The organism is Methylocystis sp. ATCC 49242 (genome assembly GCF_000188155.2).
Taxonomy (GTDB): domain Bacteria; phylum Pseudomonadota; class Alphaproteobacteria; order Rhizobiales; family Beijerinckiaceae; genus Methylocystis.
This window is the reverse complement of record NZ_KE124774.1, coordinates 2,206,924-2,228,508: the sequence shown is the minus strand read 5'-3', so window position 1 is coordinate 2,228,508 and position 21,585 is coordinate 2,206,924. Positions and strand designations below refer to the sequence as shown.

The following is a 21,585-nucleotide window of genomic DNA, read 5'->3' as shown; positions in this document are numbered from 1 at the left end:
CGATGAGCCGACGCGCCTGCAAAGAAGGGCGCGCGGCGCTTGTCAGCGTCCGTCGAGCCGCCCCGCCAGTCTTGCCCACAGCGCATTGTCGGCGCGGAACACATAATCCAGCCGGGCGCTCGTCACGCTCTTTGCGCCTTGCCCGATCAGCCAGTCGGCGAGGCCCGCGACTTTCTTCGCCGGGCAGGTAAAGGTCGCCGTGTCTCCGACGCTCTCGCGCAGGGCGGCGTCGAATTTCGTTTCGGCCTTGCGGATGATCTTGTCGGTGAGGTCGGGCAGCGTCGCCCGCACCTCGCGCGTCATGCGCGCTTCCTCTTCCGCCGCGATGCGCGAGAGGATGACGCGCGCGGCTTCGCGCGCGGTCTCGCCCCAGGGCGCGGTCAGCGAGGCGACGAGATTGGCCTGCGAGCGCAGGATCACGCCGTCGTCGAGAACCTTGAGCGCATTCGCGGCGAGGGTCGCCCCGGTCGTGGTGATGTCGACGATGAGGTCGGCCGAGCCGGCGGCGGGCGCGCCCTCGGTCGCGCCGGAGCTTTCGACGATGCGATAGTCGCTCACGTCATGCTGTGCGAAAAAGCGCCGCGTCGTGTTCACATATTTGGTGGCGACGCGCAGGCCGCGCCCGTGCCGGGCGCGGAAGCCGGCCGCGACATCGGCGAGATCGGCCATGCCGCGCACGTCGATCCACGCCTGCGGCGCGGCGACAACGACATTGGCGTGACCGAAGCCGAGCGGCGCGAGCAATTCGACCTTGTTTTCGGGATCGGCGATCTCCTCGCGCATCAGGTCTTCGCCGGTCACGCCGAAATGAACCTCGCCGCGCGCGAGGCGGCCGGTGATTTCGGAGGCGGAAAGGAAGGCGACCTCGACGCTGTCCATGCCGGCGATCGAGCCGCGATAATCGCGCGCGCCGCGTCCCTGCGTGAGCTCCAGCCCTGCGCGGCCGAAGAAGGCGCTGGCGTTTTCCTGCAGGCGGCCCTTGGAGGGCGAGGCGACGATGAGTTTTGTCATGCCGCGTCTCCCGCCAGACGGTCGATCCAGATCGCCGCGCCCACGGCCGGAATGTCGGCCCCGGCGCCGAGCGTTTTCAGCAGGCGATCATAGCGGCCCCCGCCGATCACCGGCTCGCCGCCCGCCGCATGGCGCGCCTCGAAGACGAAGCCGGAATAATAGTCGAGATGGCGCGCGAAACTCGCCGAAAAGACCATGTCGTCGAGACCCAGTCCGCGCGCGGCGATGAAGCCCGAGCGCGTGTCGAATGAATCGAGCGCTGCGCCGAGATCGAGATTCGCGTCGTCGGCAAGGCGGCGCAGGGCCGTCGAGGCGGCGTCCGGCGCGCCCTCTATGGCGAAAAAGGCTTCGGCCAGGGCGCGTTTCTCCGCCGGGACGCCCGCGCCCTCGGCGAGCATCGCCTGCTCGAGAAAGCGCTCGGCGATCTCCGCCGCGCTGCGTCCTCCGACCGCCGTGATCCCGGCGATGGAGAGCAGGTCCTCGACGAGGCGGCGGGCGTCGGCGGGATCGACCTTGGTCAGCGCAGCGAGGACGCCGCGCTGATCGGCTGCGGCGCCGTTGCGCTGCGGGGGCGCGAAGATTTCGGCCGGCGACTGGCCGCGGGCGTGGCCGGCTTCGATGCGCCGCCGCCAGACGGAAGGCAGGTCCAGACGATCCAGAAAGGCGGCGACGAGCCCCGCGTCGCCGATATGCACGGCGAGAGGGCCTGCGCCGCCAGCCTTGGCGGCTTCGAGCGCCGCCCCCATGATCTCGGCGTCAGCCGCCTCGCGGTCGTCGCGGCCGAAGCTTTCTATGCCCGCCTGTAGGAATTCGCCGTCGCCGGCGGCGCCATGTTCGGGTGCGCGAAAGATCGAGCCGCCGTAGGCGTAGGCGGCGACTTTTCCGGCCGCGCCGGAGGCGAGATAATCGAGGCAGACGGGAATGGTGTATTCCGGGCGCAGGCAGAATTCCGCGCCCGAGGCGTCGCTCGTGAGATAGAGCCGCCCGCGGAAATCCTCGCCCGAACGGTCGAGGAAGACGCCCGCCGGCTGAAGGAGCTTCGGCTCGCGGCGCGAGAATCCCTCGTGTTCGAAATGCCCGAGAATCGCGGCAAGGATCCCGGACTGCCGCCCGGCGGCTGTGGCTTTCGCGTCTTTCACGCGCATTTTCCCTTTCGATTTCGCGCATTCTTTAGCAAGCGCGTCGCTGCGGCGCACCCGCTTTCCGGCGGAAAGGTGAATTGCAGCGCAAAAAACTTCCGAGAGCCGGGGATACGGCCGCCGCGGCGCTCACTTCTCCGGGATGAGATTCAATATTTCCGCGAGCGGCTGGGCGCTGGTCGCGTCCGGCGGTTCGAACGGCTTCTCGACCGAGGCGACCAGCGAGAGCGAGATCACCGCCGCTCCGGCGAAGATCGCCTGCGCCATCAATTGCGGGCGCGGGCGCTCGAGGTGGGTCGCGGCGAGGCTGATCTGCGTCAGAAATGCGAGCAGGAAAACCGCCGCCCATTTCCGGTCGTCCGGAAAAGCGTTGGCGATCGAAAGCCGTTGTTCGCGCGCGGAATTGAGGCCCAGCGCGGTTTCGGTGAGCGCGCGCTCGAAACGCCGGTCAGTTGAGGTTCTGGCGACGACGCGCGTGAGATGGTCGAGCGCGGCTTGCGCCTCCGGCGCGCCCTCGCCGTCCTCCATGGTCTTCCATTCGAGGCCGACGACGGCCTCGACATATTCGCGGATCGCGGCGCGAAGCGTCTCGTCGACGCTTCCATTCACCTCGCTGAGCGCGCGAAGGGTCAGCAAATACTCATGTTCCTTGTTGATGGCGCGGCGCGCCTGCCGGTTGCTCTCCCAGATGTCCTGCGAAAGAAAGGTCACCATCAGCGCGAAGAGCGTTCCGGCGATGTTGACGAAGGGCGGGACGACGCCCCGCGCGCCCTGCAGGACGGGCGCGAGCGGCGAAGCGAAGCTGAGCCAGGCGAGGAAGGCTGCGAAAGCGACGAAGGCCAGCACCAGCGTCACTTCCATCATGGGCAGGGTTTGCGACAGCCAGTAGGACAGCAAGAGCGCCTCCGCGCATGAAAAACAGCGACGGCTTCGTATCGCCGCCGGGGAGCAGGGGGAAGGGGCGAAAGGCCAGTTTTCGCTGAAAAACGGAAAATCCGCAGCCGCCGCAATGCGCGCCGAGGCCCCCCTTGCGTCCGGGCGCGTCCTCTGCCACATAAGGGCCGGGAGGTTGGCGTTGGACGTTTCACTCGCCAACCGGGTCAGGTCCGGAAGGAAGCAGCCCTAACGAGCTTGAGCGGGTCTTCGTCCAGCCTCCTACCTTTCCGACAGGCGCGCTGCGCAGGGCCTTGCTGCTTCTGCCCTCGCGCCTTTCGTCTTTCTAGCGCGGAACGAAGATGGACCACGAGCACGACCAGCCGTCGCTCGAGCCGGACAATGGCCCCTCGCTCTTTGGCGCCGCCGCCGAGCCCGCCGCCGCTTATCGCGTCCTGGCGCGCAAATATCGTCCCACGACCTTTGCGGACCTCATCGGCCAGGAGCCGATGGTGCGCACGCTGGAGAACGCCTTTGACCTCGGCCGCATCCATCAGGCCTATCTGCTGACCGGCGTGCGCGGCGTCGGCAAGACGACGACCGCGCGCATTCTCGCCCGCGCCTTCAATTATGAACTGCCGGCGAAAGACGGCCGCCCCGCGATCGACAAGCCGACGATCCACATGGACGAACTCGGCGTCCATTGTCAGGCGATCATCGACTCGCGTCATGTCGACGTGCTGGAGATGGACGCCGCCTCCCACACCGGCATCGACGACGTTCGCGAGATCATCGACAACGCACGCTATCGCCCGGTGATGGCGCGGACCAAGGTCTACATCATCGACGAAGTGCACATGCTCTCCAAGGCCGCCTTCAACGGCCTGCTGAAGACGCTCGAGGAGCCGCCGGAGCATGTGAAGTTCATCTTCGCGACGACCGAAATCGACAAGGTGCCGGTGACGGTGCGCTCGCGTTGCCAGCGCTTCGACCTGCGCCGCATCGACGCCGGTCTGCTCGCCAGCCATTTGCGCGGAATTTGCGAGAAGGAAAATGTGGCGATCGAGCCAGACGCTCTCGCCATGATCGCCCGCGCGGCGGAGGGCTCCGCGCGCGACGCGCTCTCCCTTCTCGATCAGGCGATCGCCTATGGCTCGGCGCACGCCGCCGGCGGCGCGATTGCGGCGGATGATCTGCGCCTCATGCTCGGCGTCGCCGACAAGGCGCGGGTGATCGATCTCTTCGAGACCGTGATGGCCGGCGACGTCGGCCGGGCCATCGCGCTGCTGGAAGACCAGTACAACGGCGGCGCCGATCCGGCGCAGGTTTTGCTGGAGCTTGCCGAGTTCACCCATCTCGCGACGCGGCTGAAGCTCGCGCCCGAAACGGCGCAATCCGCCGCGCTGACGCCGGAGGAAAAACGCCGCGGCTCGGACGCGGCCGAGCGGCTTTCCGTTCCCGCGCTGACGCGCGCGTGGCAGATACTGATGAAGGGCGTCGACGAATTGCGCGGCTCGCAGCGTCCCCTGCAGGCCGCCGACATGGTGCTGGTGCGGCTCGCTTACGCCGCCGACATGCCGACGCCGGGCGAGTTGCTGAAACAGTTGGGACATGGCGCCGGCGGCGCCGCGCCTGCCTCCCCCGCGCCGGGCGGCTCCCCGTCACGCGGCGCGCCCGTCGCGATCGCCGGCGGCGCGCCGGCTCTGCGCAGCCAAAGCGCGGCTCGTCCCGTCGCCGCGCCCGCTTCCCCGGCGCCGGAGCAGCAGGGCGTCGCCATCGCGAGCTTTGATGCGTTGGTCGCGCTCGCCGAGGAGAAACGCGACATCCGCTTGAAGCTCGCGCTCGAATCGGATGTGCGGCTCGTGCGCTTCGAACACGGCCGCATCGAATTCGAGCTCGCCCCCGGCGGCTCGCGCGATCTCGCCTCGGCGCTCATGCAAAAGTTGCAGGCGTGGACGAATGAGCGCTGGATGGTGTCGATCGTCGCTGCGGGCGGCGCGCCGACGATCAAGGAACGCCGCGACGCGCAGGAGCGCGAGCGCCGCTCGGGGCTCGAGGCCGATCCGGTCGTCGCGGGCGTTCTTGCGCGCTTCCCCGGAGCGCAGATCGTCGCGGTGCGCAGCAAGGACGAGGGCGCCGGCGCTTCCGAGGCGCCGGACGTGCAATATGACGATATGTCTCCCGATGAAGACTAACGGAGAGAGCAGATGATGGATTTCATGGGCCTGATGAAACAGGCGCAGCAGATGCAGGCCAAAATGGCCGAGGCGCAGCTCGAACTCGAACAGACCGAGGTCGAGGGCGAGGCCGGCGGCGGGCTGGTGAAAGTGCGGCTCACTGCCAAGGGCGCGATGAAATCAATCTCCATCGACCCGAGCCTCGTGAAGCCCGAGGAGAAGGAAATCCTCGAGGACCTCATCGTCACCGCGCATATGCAGGCGCGCGCCAGGGCCGACGAAGTCATGGCGGAAAAGATGAAGGCGATGACGGGCGGGCTGCAGTTGCCGCCGGGCTTCAAGCTGCCGTTCTGAGTTCCTTCAATGGCGGAACGCGTCGCAGGCCCCGAAATCGAACGGCTGGTGCAGCTCCTTGCGCGACTGCCGGGGCTCGGCCCGCGTTCGGCGCGCCGCGCGGCGCTGCATCTCATCCGCAAGCGGGAGGAATTGCTCGCGCCGCTTTCCGACGCCATGCGCGTCGCGCAGGAACGCATCGTTTCCTGCTCCGTCTGCGGCAACATCGATACGAGCGATCCCTGCACCATCTGCCGGGACGCGCGGCGCGATCCGTCGATCCTCGTCGTCGTGGAGACTGTCGCCGATCTCTGGGCGCTGGAGCGGGCGGGACTGCTCAACGCCCGTTATCATGTGCTCGGCGGCGTGCTGTCGCCGCTCGACGGCGTCGGGCCGGACGATCTGACGATCGCAAGCCTCATCGAGCGTGTTCGCGCCGGAGAAATCCGCGAGATCGTGCTGGCCGTCAACGCCACCGTCGATGGCCAAACGACCGCGCATTACATTGCCGATCTCCTGTCCCCCTTCGGCGTGAAGGTGACGCGGCTCGCTCATGGCGTGCCGGTGGGCGGCGAACTCGATTACCTGGACGAAGGCACGCTCGCCGCGGCGCTGGAGCGGCGGACGAGTTTTTAGGCCTGTAAAAGAAATGGCCGGGTCCGCCCCGGCCATTCGTCGTCCAGTTATTCCCGATGTCGGGCGAGACCCGTCACTTCGGGGCGGGCGTATGCGCCGCGATGATCTTGTCGAAATCGGCGACGCTTATCTCGCCGGTGTATTTGTCTCCGTTGACGAAGAAGGTCGGAGTCGAATTAACGCCGAATTTCTCGGAGCCGCGTTCGCGCACCTTGTTCACCTTCTCATAGAGCGCCTGATCTTTCAGGATCGCCTCGAATTTCTCCTGGCCCAGGCCCGCCTGCTTCAGCACATTCGCGAGGCCGTCGAGCGGCTTGTCGGTGAATGCCCAGTTCTTCTGCTGCGAGAACAGCAGGTCGACAGCGGCGTCGCGCTTGTCGCCGAGTTCGCGCGCGAGCATGAAGGCGGCCGTCGCCAGCGGATCGAGCGGAAACTCGCGCAGGATGAATTTCACCTTGCCCGTGTCGATATAGTTCTTCTTCAGCGCCGGATAGACTTCGTGATGGAAGGCGGCGCAGTGGCTGCAGGTCATCGAGGCGTATTCGACGATCGTGACAGGCGCGTCGGCTCCGCCCTCGACCACGTCGGGCAGGGCGTTCGGCCCCATCAGCTCCTCCATCGAGACCTTGCCGGACGAGGATTTTTCGGCAAGCGCAGGCGTGGCGGCGAAGGCCAGAGCCCCGGCGGCGAGGGAAAGCAGGCTGCGGCGGGAAAGCGTAAAGAACGGAAAAGACATGAGAGGCCCGTGGCTGAATCGTGTGGACAGACCATAATCTGTCCGCAGATTGTGGCAATTCAAAATTGGCCGCAGCGGCGAACAGGCGTCGAAATCGTCGCCCGGCGCAAGACGGATGTCGACATTTTGGTCAAATACATCAACGGGCTGCGCTGCGCTCATGTCCCGCTGGCGAAGGCGCGAAACGAAACGGGATCGGCCATCGAATATTTGACGAACCCCGAAATTCGGCGCCCATATTGGCGCTCTGGCGCCTTCGAGATCGCCGTCCCGCGTCGTTCTTGAAAACTCCCATCGCGTTTTTCGTACGGCCAAGAGGCATCGACATGCTCACGCGGCGCGCGCTTCTGTTGAACACGGTCGCCATGGCGGCGACGCCCGCTATTGCCAAGGCGGCGGCGACGCCCACCGTCCTGAAATTGCAGCGCCGCATCATCGACGTGAATGGCCGAGCTGCTTCCGTTTACGGCATTCGACAGGCGAGCGGCGTTTCCGGATTGTCGACGAAGGTTGGCGCGTCATTTCGCGTGCGCGTGGAAAATGAACTGGGCGAGCCGAGCCTCATTCACTGGCACGGGCTCACGCCGCCGTGGCGACAGGATGGCGTGCCCGAGGTGACGGGTCCGGTCATCGCGCCGGGCGACGCGGCGGATTATGATTTTCCGCTGACGTTCGGCGGCACATACTGGATGCATTCGCATGTCGGATTTCAGGAGCAGTCGCTCATGACGGCGCCCCTGATCATCCATGACGGCGCGACGCATGAGGACCTGCAGGAGGTCGTCGTCATGCTCGCCGATTTCAGCTTCAGGCCCGCCGAGGAGATTTATGCGTCTCTCATTGGGCAAAAGCGAAGAGCCGCCTCCGCTGACATGCCTGCGAGCCACGGGATGCATATGGGCAAGGCGATGGCCGGGCCGATGACGACGCCAACGGCCAGGCCCGATCTGAACGACGTCACATACGACGCCTTTCTCGCCAATGACCGCACGCTGGCTGATCCTGAGGTCATCCGGATCGACGCCGGCGGGCGTGTGCTTTTACGCATCATCAACGGCGCATCGATGAGCGCCTTCCATGTCGATCTCGGCGAGATCGAGGGAAAGCTCGTCGCGGTGGACGGACAGAAGGTTCTTCCCATCGCCGGGCGGCGCTTTCCGATCGCATCCGCGCAGCGGTTCGACATTCTGCTGGAGACGCCGAAGCAGGCGAAGGCGCTCCCGGTTCTGTTCGTTCTGGAAGGCGAAAGACGGCGGACCGGCGTTATCCTCGCGCCGGCCGGGGCGACGATCGAGCGCGTTCCGGAACTCGCGGCGGAAGCGTCGACGGCGCTGAACCTCGATCTCGAATCGCAGCTGCGCGCCATCGCGCCGCTCGATCAGCGGAAGGCGGATCGCGTCTATTCCATAGATCTGACCGGCGATATGGCGAGCTATGTCTGGTCGCTGAATAATGTCGTGTGGAGCGCCTCGACGCCGCCGCTGCCGCTGGCTCTCGGAGAGCGCGTCGAAATCGCGCTGACGAACCGGACGATGATGTCTCATCCGATGCATTTGCATGGCCATCAGTTTCAGGTCGTGGAGATCGACGGCGCGCGCTTCCCGGGCGCCATGCGCGACACGGTGCTGGTTCCGCCGGGAAAACGCGTCGTCATGGCTTTCGACGCCAATAATCCCGGCCGCTGGGCCTTCCATTGTCATTTGCTGTATCACATGCACGCGGGAATGTTCGCGACGTTCGCCTATTCGTGACGTCGCATAAGGCGCCCCAGCGGCGCCGTTCGTTTCGCTTGGCCGCCATGCTTTCGGGGAAACGGTGCGATGATGAAAAGGCGATCCGTGTTACAGGCAATGGGCGGCGCAACGATCGGCGCAGCCTTCGATGGTTTCGCGTTTCCGCTGGGCGCGCGCGCGGAGGGGAGCGTGACGCTGCCTTTCGCAAATGGCGAACGACCGCTCGTCCGTTATCCCGGCAAACGGCCGCTGATACAGCTGACCGCTCGCCCGCCGCAACTCGAAACGCCTTTCAGCGTTTTCGATGAAGGAGCGATCACGCCCAATGACGCCTTCTTCGTGCGTTATCACCTCGCCGATATTCCGTTGTCGATCGATCCCGCGACGTATCGGATCGAATTGAAAGGCAAGGTCGACCGTCCCCTGTCGCTGTCACTGGAAGATCTGAAGACAGGCTTCGAGCCAATCGAGATCGTCGCCGTGAACCAGTGTTCCGGCAACAGCCGCGGTTTTGTCGAACCCCGCGTCGCGGGCGGGCAACTGGCGAATGGCGCGATGGGCAATGCGCGATGGCGCGGCGTATCGCTGAAGTCCGTGCTCGACAAGGCGGGCGTTCAGGCCGGCGCGCGTCAGGTCGTTTTCAACGGGCTCGACCGACCCGTGCTGCCGGAAACGCCCGACTTCGAAAAGGCGCTGGACATCGATCACGCTCGCGACGGCGAGGTGATGATCGCCTATGCGATGAATGGCGAAGACCTGCCATGGCTCAACGGCTTTCCGGCGCGCCTCGTCGTTCCCGGCTATTACGGCACCTATTGGGTAAAGCATCTCAGCGAGATCACAGTCATCGACAACGTCTTCGACGGTTTCTGGGTCAAGAACGCCTATCGGATTCCCGACAACGCCTGCGCCTGCACGGAACCGGGTCAGACGGCAACGGCGACGACGCCGATCAGGCGTCTCGACGTTCGGTCATTCATAACGAATCTCGCCGATGGCGCGAAAGTGAAGGCCGGGGCCGAAACTCTCGTAAAAGGCGTCGCATTCGATGGCGGCTATGGCGTCACGGAAGTTCTGCTGTCGAGCGATGGCGGTCGGAACTGGCGCGCGACAAGTTTCGGCCCCGACCTTGGGCGCTACTCGTTTCGCGAATGGCGCGCAACGACGCGACTTGCGAGGGGCGAGCATCATCTGCGCGTGTGCGCCATCAACAGAATCGGGCAATCGCAGCCGATGGCGCCATTGTGGAACCCCGCCGGCTATATGCGCAACGTCGTGGAGACGGTGCGCGTCGCGGCGCACTGACCGGAGGGCGCGATCATGCGAAAACTCAACCGGACGCAAGCCGTCGTCGCGGCGTCAATGCTGTTCGTGACCGCTGGCGCGGCAAAGCCCCTGACTTATGCGCTGCCCGAAGAAACCTCTGTCTTTCGTCCGGGACCGGGGAGCGACGTTGCGCAAAACAATTGTCTCGCCTGTCACTCAGCCGACTATGTAAACACGCAGCCGCCCCATCGCGGCGCTGCTTTCTGGGAGGCCGAAGTCAGGAAGATGATCAAGGCCTATCACGCTTCGATCTCCGAGGCCGATGCGAAGACGATCATCGATTATCTCGCGCGAACCTATTGAGCGCTTTAATAGGCGGCGCAGGGGGCGGAGCCGCCGCCACTATCACCTGACCGCGGCGCAGGAGCCCTTCGGGTCCTGAAGCAGCGCCTTCAACCCCTTGGTGAGATAACTTTCCGTGAATCCATCGGCTTTCGGATCGCGGATCGTAACCTTGCGGGAGGCTGCAATCGCGTCGACCAGATTGGAGGAAACTTTCGCTCTGGAGCCGGAAGTTCCCACGACCTCCATGATCTTTGGATCATGATCTGAAAAGCGCACGTCGAATGTCTTGCCGCCGGCCGACAGCTGCACATCTTCGGTGAATGCGCCGGAGGCGCTGCGAATGCTGATCAGTTCGAACGCGCCGGACGCGCAGCCCAGTCCGAGACATATGAGCTGTTCGGGATAGTCCTTGCATACGACAAGCTCCACGCCGATCTTTTGCAGGTCGGGCTGCGCCTTGTCCCATTGTTCCTTCGCCCGGGCTTCAGGCGCCGCGCCGATCGCAATGCAAATTACGAAGGCGCACGTCACTATCGCAATTCGTTTCATGATCCCGCCCTGCACGCGTTCATTTTCCGGCTTTCATATTGTCCATGAATGGATTGCTCCGCAAGTTCGCATACCTTTCGTCGAGCCGCTGTAACGGCCGGCGTTGAGCAGGAAACGCCGCGACACTTCATCGCAGTGCGCGCCATCCATTCGAGGACGATATTTAGCTTGGCGGTTTCAGGGGTGAGCGTTCGGCGATCCCTTTTTTGCGAAGCCGCTTGCCCTGCGCCGCTTCGATGCTGGAGGATGATGTCGTGAATGCGCCAAAGGCGCCGAAACGTATCGGCGCGAGCGTCTCTTTTGTTTTCGTCGCCGTGTTCGCGTCCCAGCTCGCCCATGCGCAGGCGATCTCGCCGCAAGCGCTCGTGCGCGCCTATCCTGATCATCTTGCCGGCGCGGACGAGGCGTCGGTCCAATGGCGTGATGGAACGAAGCAGCCGTTGTCGGACGGTCGCGCGGACAAGAGTTTCGATGAGAAACTGAGGCGCGCCTCGTTGCTCGACCAATTAAGTCTTCCTTACAAGACCGGGCCGCTCGCCCAGCCTCCCGGACCGAACGACGATCCGGGGCGTTTCCGCAATGCGGCCTTCTTCGACAAGATGTATGGCGATTGCGACAAGGGCGAAACACAGAAGCGCCTGGTCGATGTTCCATGGGTCGGCGGAAAGGCCGTGCGCGTGACCAAGGTGAATGGCGTCGCCGACAAGCTGCGCGCAATCAGGCAGGAACTGGAGCAGCTACCGCCGCCAGTGAAGCGTCTCACCTTCCCCAGCGCTGGCGCCTTCAATTGCCGCGTCGTCAAGGACACGGGCGCCCGCAGCATGCATGCCTATGGCGCGGCGATCGACATCAGCATTGTGCAAGCCGACTACTGGCTGTGGCGAAAGGGAGCCTATCGCAATCGCATTCCATATGAGATCGTCGAGATCTTCGAGCGTCATGGCTTCATCTGGGGCGGGAAATGGGGGCATTTCGACACGATGCATTTCGAATATCGGCCCGAGTTTTTCGCGGCGAAAGACAAGGCGAACTGAACCCCGCCGCCGCGTGTGCAACAAAAATAACCGCAAGCCAGACCTGAAAAACAGCGCGGCGCGATGGAATAGCCCGGCGAAGCTGCTTCGGCAGGCCTCTCGCCTTTTTGCAATAGGCATCGCTCGGCGGCGTCCTGACGGTCTTCGCCCCTTATTTGCGGGCGACTCGGCCGCCGAGCGCGAATCTTTTTTCCGGTGCAAGGCGGCTCCGGTCGAGGTCTGTATCGAACGGAGCCGCCCCGGGGAGGACAATCAACTGGTGCTGATTGTCGGTGAGAACTCGTGGCCGACGGCGTCCACGGGACATCCCGCGCCGCGGCCGGAATCTCAGGGCTCGCGATATTTCCAGAGGATCTTTCCGATTACCCTGATCTCTTCGCCGGACTCGCTCAGGCCATTCTTCGCGACGAGGGGCGCTTGCCAGCGCGGATCGTCGGACTCGGGCCAGAACTCGTGGCGATCGCCATTCCTCTGCAATCGGCGTCCGGAAATTTCCCGCAGCGTTTTCTCGCGCATGCGTTCGATAACGACGAGATCGCCGTCCTGGATTTCGGCGTCCGCGTCCCTGGCGTCGATGCAGCGAATATAATCCCCTTCCTGCGCAAATCTGTTCAGCGACGCGCCCTCGATGACCAGATCGAATTGTATCTCCTCGGGGAAACGCGGATCGGTAGGGAGCGGCGTTCTTCTCTGTTGCGTGTCGTCCTTCTCGGCGAGAAAGACCTCCGACCAGATGCCGGCGGCCACTTTTCCCTTGAGGGGGACGAAGCAGGCGTTGCGGGCGCCTTCCCGGGGCTCGGCCAAATAGGCCGCAGCGGTCCGCGGGCTCATGTCGCCTTCGCCGGTCAGGAGCCAGCCGGGGCTCACGCCATAAGCCTGGCCGTAAATTTTCGCCGTCTCGGCGTCATATTGGTTTTGGCTGTTTTCATGCGCCCGATATGTCGAGCCCTTCCAGCCAAAACGTCTGATCGCATCTGTCGCCGTCGAATAGCCGGCGCTTATGCGCGCTTTCTTTAAGCGGTCGTGCATGGATCTCGGTCTTCTTTTCGTGGCGCCACAGGGCATGTGACGGTTGTATGAAATTTAACGCTCTGAAAACGCATTGCAATCTGGAATGCGAAACACGCAATCCGATTTGCGCAAAATGTTCAGCTTCTGGCGTCTCATTTTTTGGCCTTGCGTAATCTTGACCGTGTTTCCGTCGGCGTCTCGTGAAACATGCGGCGTCACGAGGCGGCGGAAAAGGATAGCAATAAAAGGCAAAAGTCAAGCAGCATCAGCGCGCTATCGAGAATTCCGGCGGCGGTCATAGGAATATGTTCCGGGCGTTGGGCCATCTCTCCCCTTATGGCCAATTCGGAGCTGAGCAACCGGGCCGCTCCCGGAGGCGTGTCGACGAATGCGGCGGGTCAGTCTCCTGATCCGCTCCATCTCGGCGAGCGTCGGCGGGCGGTCGTATCTGGTCCGGACCGTGTCACGCGCCATGTCGACGGGATTGCTGGAGGAGGGCCGGGCGGATGATTTACAATTCGGGAGCTCCATTTCGGCTTGCGACACGAATGGCGCAAGGAGCGTCGCGGTGAAACCGGCGAAGGGATGATCATGGCGCACATCGCCTGTATCGAGGATCTGCGTCGTCTCGCGCGTCGGCGTGTTCCGAAAATGTTTTACGACTACGCCGACGCCGGCTCATGGACGGAGACGACCTACCGCGCAAACACACGTGATTTTGGCGATCTGCTCTTCAGACAACGTGTTGCTGTCGACATCGAGAGGCGAAATCTCCGCTCGACAATGATCGGGCAAGACGTCGCCATGCCCGTCGCGCTGGCCCCGATAGGCATGTGCGGAATGCAGCGCGCCGATGGCGAAATTCTTGCCGCGCGAGCGGCGGAGGCTTTCGGCGTTCCGTTCTGTCTCTCGACCATGAGCATCTGTTCGATCGAGGACGTCGCAACCCACACGAGCCGGCCATTCTGGTTTCAGCTTTACGTCATGCGCGATCGCGCCTTCGTCGAACGTCTGATCGATCGGGCCGGGAAATCGAAATGTTCCGCCCTCGTCGTCACGCTCGATCTGCCGATGCTTGGTCAAAGGCACAAGGATTTGCGCAATGGGCTGTCGGCGCCCCCAAAACCGGGCCTTGCAAATCTGCTCGATCTGGCGCGCAAGCCGAAGTGGGGACTCGCCATGCTGCGCACGCGGCGGCGGACTTTCGGCAATGTCGTCGGGCATGTGACGGGCGTGGAAAATATGGCGTCGCTGGAAGCCTGGACGAGCAGCCAGTTCGATCCAAGGGTGACATGGGAGGATATCGCCTGGATCCGGCGCCTTTGGCAGGGCAAGCTTGTTCTGAAGGGAATTATGGACATCGAGGATGCGCGACGCGCCGTCGATGTCGGCGCGGATGCGATTGTCGTCTCCAACCATGGCGGCCGCCAGCTCGACGGCGCGCCGTCCTCGATTTCCACCTTGCCGGCGATCGCGAGAGCAGTCGGCGGGAGCGTCGAGACATGGCTCGACGGCGGCGTCAGAAGCGGGCAGGACGTGTTGAAGGCTATCGCTCTCGGCGCCCGGGGCGTCATGATTGGCCGCGCCTATCTTTATGGTCTGGGCGCATTGGGCGAAGAGGGCGTTCGCCTGTGCCTCGAAATAATAGCGAAAGAACTCAGCCTCACCATGGGATTTTGCGGCGTCGTCGATATCAATGCGGTGACGGTAGAAATTTTGATCAGGCGCCGCAGCGCCACCGGGTCCAACTATTCGCCCGATGAAACGTAATTGCGCGCGCTGATGGAAAGCATATGCGCTTTCCCGTCAGAACGCGGGACGGCCGAAATTGGAGCGCAAATTCGGCGAATTCGCTCTCGGCGCTCCATCATCAGTGCGGCGCTTCTTTGGTCTGACCTGCGGGTCGATATTCCTTCTACAGTCCGTGTCGCGGCTGTAAAAACCAATAGACCAACCCGACAACGGCGCAAAACGCGCCAAACAGGAAGACGACGTCTCCAATCATCAAGTCCATCATGCCGTAGCTGGCGATGCTTATTACAAGTCCTACAATCGCGAACCACAACGGATATTGGCTGCGCTCCTGATTTTGCGGCTGTCGTTTGTTCGAAATGTCCGGCACGGCGGGGTTCCTATCAATTTGCAATTCCGGGAGCGAGAGGAGGTCATCGCCTCGCCTTCGCGATCAGCCAGAAATAATTCAACGGCGGAATATTTCAACTCACAAGCCTCAGTTGTCGCATGATCCGCCGGTCGGCGGCGCCGTGGTGTCTAGGGGAGGCGATGTCGGGGTGGATCGCACAGGCGACGCGGCGCCATTTCCTCGATGCTTGCCCTCGGTGAATGATCTGATCAGGTTCTTAATGCGAGACCTTTCAGCGCTGCTTCATTTCGGAAAATCTTGAATACGTCCGGAACGGAGCATGTCCGAATCATGGACGACTGATTCGGGATATTGAAATAATGAAGAATTCCTTGACAGGCGAGGTCGCCCTCTCAGCCGTGCCTCGCAGCTCCCGGCGCACGGTCCTGCTTCGAGCGTCGGCGCCGGAAAAGACGTCGCGCCCGTTCCGGATCGAAATATTCGTTCCGGGATGGCGGCGGCCTTGAGCATTGTCTATCGGCTCCGGCCGTTACGGCGTCAATGTAGAAGATGTCAAAGGGTTGATTTGAAGCTGAAATTATAAACGTCCTCAAAAGTTCGTCTTGTGCGCCTACGAAGCGATAGAAATCGCCGCGCCCCGGATATGAAGCGGCAATCATCCTCAACATCATCGGAAAGATCATTGATCAGCTTCAGTGAAGGGCGACAACATAATCCAGCGCCGCGCGCCGCATGCGACCGTTATCATTGGGGCGCCCCGGAAAGAAGTGATGTCTAGTCTCGCGCTCCAGCTTGCTTCTACAGGGGGAATACGTGTTCAAATTCCGGCCGAGTTTTCTGATTCGATTAAGAAGGAGCGCCGCTCATGGCTGATGACAATTCTCCCGAACATGCCGCAAGTCTCGAATATGCGGCGGAAATCGTGTCGGCCTACGTCTCCAACAATTCTTTGCCTGCTTCGGAGCTTCCCGCCTTGTTGCAGTCTGTTCACGCCTCGCTGGTGCGGCTGGCGTCCGGCCAGGTTACAGCTGTCGATACGACGACTCCGAAAGAACCTGCAGTTCCAATCAAGAAATCAGTGACGCCCGACTTCATTATTTGTCTCGAGGACGGAAAGAAATTCAAATCGCTCAAGCGTCACCTTCGCAGCGCATATTCCCTGACTCCTGACCAGTATCGCGCCAAATGGGGGCTGCCGTCGGATTATCCGATGGTCGCGCCCAATTACGCTAAAACTCGATCCGAATTGGCCGTGCAGATGGGACTGGGTCAAAAGTCAAGCAAGTCCGGCGCGCGCAGAGCCAGGAAGTGAGCCGCGACAGTCGTTGAAGGCAATTGCCCGCCGCGTTACTCGAGCGCTCTCGCTTCACAATGTTTTCGACCGGGCGTCGCAACTGCAAATGCATTGCGGGAACGATGTCGTGCATGGTTATCGCAGGATGTCCACGGTCAACTCATATCGCAAGCCGCGCCTCAAGGGACGTCAACATTTGCGGAGCGACCAGGGAGCTATGAAATGCATTGAGCCGGGCTTTCGCGCGCCGCGACATGCCGACCTTGCCAATGCACGCTTCAGTTCGCCCGCGTCAACGCTGCGGAAAATGCTTCGTTGATAAATTCTCAGCGTTCCAGCAAACAGAGCTGAGCTGATGAGGGAAGGTTGAAGCGCGGAGATTTGGCTTGGAAACCTTTGGTCATGCCCGACTTTTCCATGTTCCGCGGCGAGCCGTCATGATGGATGATCTCGACATGAGCCGGGAAGATCGTATCTCTCCGACGTCTATCGCCTTTTCAAAATTCAGCGAAGTGTGCAAACAAGTCGCGTTTTTGTGTGCGAGGTTGGCTGCTCAGCATGGGTCGCACGCTTCGCCCTTCGGATTTTGCGCCGCGTGGATTTCATGTTGAGAGCGCCGCCGCGTACACGCCGGTGATGGCGCGATGATTGTGCTCACGGTTCACCCCGCGAGTAAGGCGAGTCGGCGCCCGGACTGCGACGTGATCGCCACGTGCGTCCATAGCCGTTATCTTCGGCGTTTGTCGGATCTGCCGTTGGCAGGTCGGTAAGTTCGCGTCGTCGATGCGCGCACCGTCGTCGCTGTTTTACATTTGATGATCCGCAAGAAAACTTAATCCGAACTCAAAGCCTGGCTCGAACGAGCCAGATGCAGTCTCGTCACATTTTTCGCTAGCGGCGTCGCGAAGGACACGACCGCCGTTCATCCTGAACTGATGGGGTGGATGCCCCCTCCACCCAGCATTGTGTGATGCTGGGTCGGCGCCGGGAGGCGCAGTTATGGAGGACGTGCATATGTCTGAAGTTCATGTTTTGGCGATCGATTTGGCGAAACGCAGTTTTCAGCTTTGCGGGACGGATCGCGGTGGGGCGGTTCTGTTCAATCGGACCGTGTCTCGTTCGAAACTCGAGCAAATCCTCCGGGCGCAGCCGCCCTGCATCGTCGCGATGGAAGCCTGCGCGACGAGCCATTACTGGGGCCGAATGGGAGTTGCTTGTGGACACGAGGTTCGTCTGATCCCGCCGATCTACGTCAAGCCGTTCGTGAAGCGTCAGAAGAATGACGCCGCGGATGCTGCGGCGATCGCCGAGGCCGCTTTGCGGCCGAACATGCATTGCGTGGCGGTCAAGAGCGCCGAACATCAGGCGCGGGCCGTCGCCTTCCGCGCCCATCAATGCTTCGTCGGACAACGCACGCAATTGATCAACGCGCTTCGCGGTCACCTGGCGGAGTTCGGACTGGTCGTCGCGAAAGGCCCCGCGAATTTGAAGTCACTCGTCGACATGATGAAGGATGAAAGCGTCGATGTCCCAGAAGCAGTGCGGGACGTCGTCCAGCTCTTCCTCGATCAGATCGAAGCGATTACTTCCAAGATCGAGGATCTGGCTCTGCGGCTCAAAAAAGCGACGAAGGAAAACGACGAGATGCGGCGTCTTTGCACTGTCCCGGACGTTGGCCCTGTGACCGCCGGAGCCGTGCTCGCCTTCGCTCCGGACTTGCGGGCTTTTTCGAGCGGCAGAAATTTCGCCGCCTGGCTCGGCCTTGTGCCACGCCAGCATTCGACAGGCGGGAAAACCCGACTGGGGGCGGTCAGCAAGATGGGGCAGAACGATATCCGCCGGTTGCTGATCGTCGGCGCCATGAGCAGGATCCGCTGGATCGTGCGCAAGGGCGTATTGCCCGACAATTGGCTTGGCCGCATTCTCGGCCGCAAGCCGAGGATGGTCGCAGCCGTCGCCCTCGCGAACAAAATGGCGCGCATCATCTGGGCCATGATGACCAGGGAACAGAATTACCGAATGGCGTGATCCGCGAAAGCCCAACCGGGCGCGAAGCGGAAAAGCGCTGACAGGGCCGGCGTAGCGCCGGTTCCGGCGAGGAGATCGACCGACGACATATGCGGCAAGGACTTCAATGTTCAGAATGGGGAAAGCCGGTCCCGGGGCTCGAGCCAACCAAGCTCTCTGAACCGATGTGGACCCTGTTCTTCGAACGGCATGCCGGCCCGTGGCGCAAAGCAGGCCACGTCAAGAGGCCTGACACACGACCGATAGAAGCGCCGCGCTGAAATGTCGCCGAAGAATCACCTTGCCAAAACGGGGGCAATGGTATGGACCCCGCCCTTGGCCTAGGCTGGGATGTCGAACTGTCACTCGCAGAGCAGGAGACGACCATGCACATCGTCCGTATCGGCCTCGATCTCGCGAAATATGTTTTCCATCTTCACGGTGTTGACGAACGCGGCAAAGTCGTTTTGCGTAAGACTTTACGCCGCCCGGCCGTTGCGCTCTTCTTCGCGAATCTTCCGCCCTGCATTGTTGGAATGGAAGCCTCGAACGGCGCGCATTATTGGGCCAAGACGTTCTCCGAGCTTGGGCATGACGTTCGATTGATCAGCCCGCAGTTCGTCACGCCATACGTAAAATCCAACAAGAATGATCGGAATGACGCCGAGGCGATCTGTGAAGCAGTCGGCCGTCCGAACATGCGGTTCGTTCCGGTCAAATCCGCCGAACAGCTGGCGATCCAGGCTATTCATCGGATTCGCAGTCGTCTAGAGGGTGTTATGTACTTTGGTGATTGATTGTCTTAGTAGAATCGGATGTCTCCGATTCGCAAACCTTATCCGTCTGACGTCAGCGACGAAGAATGGTCGCTGGTTGCGCCTTATCTGACGCTCATGGACGAAGGCGCGCCGCAGCGTCAACATTCGCTGCGCGAGCTGTTCAACGGCCTGCGTTACGTGCTGCGCTACGGCATCGCCTGGCGCGCCATGCCCAACGATCTGCCGCCATGGTTCGCCGTGTATCAGCAATCGCAGCGCTGGCTGTCGGCGGGCGTGTTCGAGGCGCTTGCGCAGGATCTGCGCGCCCAGTTGCGCGTCGCTTCCGGGCGGGCGGCGGAGCCGACGGCGGCGATCATCGACAGCCGCACCTTGCGCTCGACCCCTGAGAGCGGCCCACGAGCGGGCTATGACGGCGCGAAGCGAAAGCGCGGCTCGAAGCTGCACATGGCAGTCGACACATTGGGCCATTTGCTGGCGTTGCATGTCACGCCGGCGAATGTCGATGACCGCGCCGAGGTCGGCAAGCTCATCGCAGCCGTGCAGGATGTGACAGGCGAAAGCGTCGAACTCGTTTATGTCGATCAGGGCTACACCGGCGAAAAGGCGTCCGAGGCCGCAAAGGCGCAGGGCGCCGAGCTTTGCGTCGTCAAACTCGCCGAGGCCAAAAAAGGCTTCGTGTTGCTGCCCAAGCGCTGGGTGGTCGAGCGTTCATTCGCCTGGGCGACGCGATGCAGGCGGCTCGTCAAAGACTACGAGCGCTATGCTCAGACCCTCGCAGGACTCCACGTCGTCGCCTTCGCATGTCTCATGCTCAAGCGCGCAGCAGATTTCATGATCCAAGGTGCATAACACCCTCTAGTCGCCAATAGGGTTAGACTTGTGAACCAGATCCGCGGCCTACTCGGCGAGCACGGCGTCGTTATTGCGCAGACCATCGGCAATCTTCGGCGCGCTTTGCCGCGGATCGTCGACGAGGAAAGCAACGGTCTGAACAGCATTGTTCGGGAGTTGATCGGCGAATTGCGGGAGGAATTGATCGACCTTGATAGGCGGGTCGCAATTTACGATCGCAAAATCCGGGAATTGTATCGAACAAGCGCAGCATGTCAGCGCCTCGGCATGGTCGAAGGAATTGGACCTATTACTGCGACAGCGCTGGTCGCAGCGGCTGGCGATGCAAAATGCTTCAAGAATGGACGGCAGTTCGCGGCATGGATCGGACTTGTCCCGAGACAACGATCGAGTGGCGGCCGATCGCGGCTGCTCGGCATCAGCAAACGCGGCGACCGATATCTTCGTACCTTGCTTATCCACGGCGCACGCGCCGCCTTGGGCCGGATACGAGGGAAGCAGGATCCGAGAAGCCTTTGGCTGCTCAAAGCGCGCGAACGCCATCATCCAAATGTCGTCGCCGTCGCGCTCGCCAACAAGAACGCGCGGATCGCATGGAGCTTGCTCGCCAGCGGCATGAGCTACGATCAGCGTCTAACCGTCAGCTCGGCCTAACCGCAGCTAAGCATCCGGGAAACAGACAACCAACGAGATTCCCACCAGCAATTGCAACGATTGGCAGTGATGGCGAAACGGTCACTCCGTCGATTCCCGAACCTGATGTGTGGACCGGCATGGCGAGAGCCAATGCCTTGGGGGCATTGAGGTGGAAGCGCGCGAAAATCCATCGAGGCTCGCGGCAAGAACTTTTTCGGCCGCATCATGAAGCCGGATATACGTCAGCAGTTGTGACCGAAAGTCGGAACTGTCAAAGCCGTTGCAATCGGGCGGGGTCCATATACATCCACCCCATCAGTTCAGGCTGCTCTCCGTCAGATGCTTGGGCACGGTGCGGGGTCGTCAGCCCGTGTTCGATCTTATCCGAGAACAGCCACCACAATGCAGTATCGGCATTGCCGGGGGCGACTCGCTCCCGCGATTGCCCTATGTGGATGCCCTCTCCGCCCAGCATCTTACGACGCTGGGCGGAGAGGGCATCCACATCAGTTCATGGCCCTCACGCGCCGTTGGCTCGCTCTGGTCGAAAAGCCACGACGACCCCGCCGATGACGAGGGCGATAAGGAACAGAATCAAGGCCGTCTGTTTGAGCCAGGCTATCGCCGGCACGGTGAGCGCAAGCAGGATCCCGAGGACGGCGATTTCCGCGGAAACATGGACGCCCGCAACGAACGTCCCCAGCGCGAGCAGCAACATGAGCGCGAGACCGGTCGCTGGGCCGTTGAGGAACGTATTGACTGAAGGAAACATCAAAATGCTCATCGCGATCAGGAACGCGAGCCAATGCAGGGATTGCGTCACGATGAGTTGTTTGCGCGCGGCTTTGTCAGCCGTCTTGCGCCAGCCAGTGGCGATACAGGCGAGACCGATGGCGACGGCGAGGACTTCCCAATATCCATACAGCGGGGTTCCCGACATGCTGGTGTAAGCCACCCCCACGAGCGCCATGACCAGGACGACGAAATATGGCAAGCGCGCGCGGAGCCATGGCATGATCCCCCTCGGCCGCGTTGCCGGCGTGAGGTCGGAGGAGTTGATATCGGTCATT

General features: G+C 62.2%; 19 protein-coding genes, 1 other RNA gene and 2 pseudogenes. 14 read left to right on the top strand and 8 right to left on the bottom strand.

Annotated elements, in window-relative coordinates; translation table 11 throughout:
- Nucleotides 1–42 precede the first annotated feature (42 nt).
- From hisG to MET49242_RS12945, 3 genes are all read right to left on the bottom strand, one after another.
- Nucleotides 43–1,011 carry an ATP phosphoribosyltransferase gene (gene hisG, locus MET49242_RS12955; RefSeq protein ID WP_036283365.1) on the bottom strand — a complete coding sequence of 323 codons (969 nt, stop codon included), beginning with the start codon at nt 1,009–1,011 and terminating at the stop codon, nt 43–45.
- A complete protein-coding gene (locus tag MET49242_RS12950) occupies nt 1,008–2,156 on the bottom strand; it encodes an ATP phosphoribosyltransferase regulatory subunit (protein WP_084679315.1) in 1,149 nt (382 codons plus the stop codon). Before MET49242_RS12950 ends, hisG begins: the two co-directional genes overlap by 4 nt.
- 123 nt (nt 2,157–2,279) lie before the next feature.
- Nucleotides 2,280–3,047, bottom strand: coding sequence for a DUF4239 domain-containing protein (locus MET49242_RS12945; RefSeq protein ID WP_036287997.1), 768 nt, complete (start codon nt 3,045–3,047; stop codon nt 2,280–2,282).
- A 166-nt stretch (nt 3,048–3,213) separates the two neighbouring features.
- Here MET49242_RS12945 and ffs point away from each other — a divergent pair.
- The 4 genes from ffs to recR all read left to right on the top strand — a co-directional run bounded on the left by ffs (nt 3,214) and on the right by recR (nt 6,169).
- Nucleotides 3,214–3,310, top strand: an RNA gene (gene ffs / locus MET49242_RS24335) — signal recognition particle sRNA small type.
- A 75-nt stretch (nt 3,311–3,385) separates the two neighbouring features.
- Nucleotides 3,386–5,218, top strand: coding sequence for a DNA polymerase III subunit gamma/tau (locus tag MET49242_RS12940; protein ID WP_036283362.1), 1,833 nt, complete (start codon nt 3,386–3,388; stop codon nt 5,216–5,218).
- Nucleotides 5,219–5,230: 12 nt separating this feature from the next.
- Nucleotides 5,231–5,554 carry a YbaB/EbfC family nucleoid-associated protein gene (locus tag MET49242_RS12935; RefSeq protein ID WP_036283359.1) on the top strand — a complete coding sequence of 108 codons (324 nt, stop codon included), beginning with the start codon at nt 5,231–5,233 and terminating at the stop codon, nt 5,552–5,554.
- 9 nt (nt 5,555–5,563) lie between these two features.
- The gene (gene recR, locus MET49242_RS12930; protein ID WP_036283355.1) at nt 5,564–6,169 is read left to right on the top strand and encodes a recombination mediator RecR; all 606 of its coding nucleotides are present in this window, start codon (nt 5,564–5,566) and stop codon (nt 6,167–6,169) included.
- 73 nt (nt 6,170–6,242) lie between these two features.
- Here the strand turns inward: recR and MET49242_RS12925 are convergent, their stop codons facing one another.
- Nucleotides 6,243–6,905, bottom strand: coding sequence for a DsbA family protein (locus MET49242_RS12925; RefSeq protein ID WP_036283353.1), 663 nt, complete (start codon nt 6,903–6,905; stop codon nt 6,243–6,245).
- Nucleotides 6,906–7,231: 326 nt separating this feature from the next.
- On the opposite strand from MET49242_RS12925, the gene MET49242_RS12915 reads away from it, so the two are divergent.
- The 3 genes from MET49242_RS12915 (at nt 7,232) to MET49242_RS12905 (ending at nt 10,267) form a co-directional block, all read left to right on the top strand.
- Nucleotides 7,232–8,656, top strand: coding sequence for a multicopper oxidase family protein (locus MET49242_RS12915; RefSeq protein ID WP_036283347.1), 1,425 nt, complete (start codon nt 7,232–7,234; stop codon nt 8,654–8,656).
- Nucleotides 8,657–8,725: 69 nt separating this feature from the next.
- Nucleotides 8,726–9,943 (top strand): molybdopterin-dependent oxidoreductase, encoded by a 1,218-nt coding sequence (locus MET49242_RS12910; protein ID WP_036283344.1) that lies wholly within the window; start codon nt 8,726–8,728, stop codon nt 9,941–9,943.
- 15 nt (nt 9,944–9,958) lie between these two features.
- Nucleotides 9,959–10,267: a cytochrome c gene (locus MET49242_RS12905; RefSeq protein WP_036283341.1), complete on the top strand. Its 309-nt coding sequence runs from the start codon at nt 9,959–9,961 to the stop codon at nt 10,265–10,267.
- 42 nt (nt 10,268–10,309) lie between these two features.
- Here the strand turns inward: MET49242_RS12905 and MET49242_RS12900 are convergent, their stop codons facing one another.
- Nucleotides 10,310–10,798 (bottom strand): hypothetical protein, encoded by a 489-nt coding sequence (locus tag MET49242_RS12900; RefSeq protein ID WP_144259617.1) that lies wholly within the window; start codon nt 10,796–10,798, stop codon nt 10,310–10,312.
- Between the two features lie 254 nt (nt 10,799–11,052).
- On the opposite strand from MET49242_RS12900, the gene MET49242_RS12895 reads away from it, so the two are divergent.
- Nucleotides 11,053–11,832, top strand: coding sequence for a M15 family metallopeptidase (locus tag MET49242_RS12895; RefSeq protein ID WP_244430810.1), 780 nt, complete (start codon nt 11,053–11,055; stop codon nt 11,830–11,832).
- Nucleotides 11,833–12,159: 327 nt separating this feature from the next.
- Here MET49242_RS12895 and MET49242_RS12890 read toward each other — a convergent pair whose 3' ends face one another.
- Nucleotides 12,160–12,861 carry a LexA family transcriptional regulator gene (locus tag MET49242_RS12890; protein WP_036283335.1) on the bottom strand — a complete coding sequence of 234 codons (702 nt, stop codon included), beginning with the start codon at nt 12,859–12,861 and terminating at the stop codon, nt 12,160–12,162.
- 573 nt (nt 12,862–13,434) lie between these two features.
- On the opposite strand from MET49242_RS12890, the gene MET49242_RS12885 reads away from it, so the two are divergent.
- Nucleotides 13,435–14,613, top strand: coding sequence for an alpha-hydroxy acid oxidase (locus tag MET49242_RS12885; protein WP_051134518.1), 1,179 nt, complete (start codon nt 13,435–13,437; stop codon nt 14,611–14,613).
- A 145-nt stretch (nt 14,614–14,758) separates the two neighbouring features.
- Here the strand turns inward: MET49242_RS12885 and MET49242_RS12880 are convergent, their stop codons facing one another.
- Nucleotides 14,759–14,965: a hypothetical protein gene (locus MET49242_RS12880; protein ID WP_192815600.1), complete on the bottom strand. Its 207-nt coding sequence runs from the start codon at nt 14,963–14,965 to the stop codon at nt 14,759–14,761.
- A gap of 847 nt (nt 14,966–15,812) precedes the next feature.
- Here MET49242_RS12880 and MET49242_RS12875 point away from each other — a divergent pair.
- The 5 genes and pseudogenes from MET49242_RS12875 to MET49242_RS12850 form a co-directional block, all read left to right on the top strand.
- Nucleotides 15,813–16,259, top strand: coding sequence for a MucR family transcriptional regulator (locus MET49242_RS12875; protein ID WP_036283332.1), 447 nt, complete (start codon nt 15,813–15,815; stop codon nt 16,257–16,259).
- A 996-nt stretch (nt 16,260–17,255) separates the two neighbouring features.
- Nucleotides 17,256–18,269: an IS110 family transposase gene (locus MET49242_RS12865; protein ID WP_036287984.1), complete on the top strand. Its 1,014-nt coding sequence runs from the start codon at nt 17,256–17,258 to the stop codon at nt 18,267–18,269.
- Between the two features lie 365 nt (nt 18,270–18,634).
- Nucleotides 18,635–19,009 (top strand): annotated as a pseudogene (locus MET49242_RS12860) (transposase); the annotation flags it as partial.
- A 54-nt stretch (nt 19,010–19,063) separates the two neighbouring features.
- Complete coding sequence (locus tag MET49242_RS12855; protein ID WP_036279258.1) at nt 19,064–19,876, top strand: IS5 family transposase; 813 nt, start codon at nt 19,064–19,066, stop codon at nt 19,874–19,876.
- Nucleotides 19,877–19,882: 6 nt separating this feature from the next.
- A pseudogene (locus tag MET49242_RS12850) lies at nt 19,883–20,533 on the top strand (IS110 family transposase); the annotation flags it as partial.
- A gap of 502 nt (nt 20,534–21,035) precedes the next feature.
- Here the strand turns inward: MET49242_RS12850 and MET49242_RS12840 are convergent.
- Nucleotides 21,036–21,584, bottom strand: coding sequence for a hypothetical protein (locus tag MET49242_RS12840; protein ID WP_036283323.1), 549 nt, complete (start codon nt 21,582–21,584; stop codon nt 21,036–21,038).
- Nucleotide 21,585: the final 1 nt, after the last annotated feature.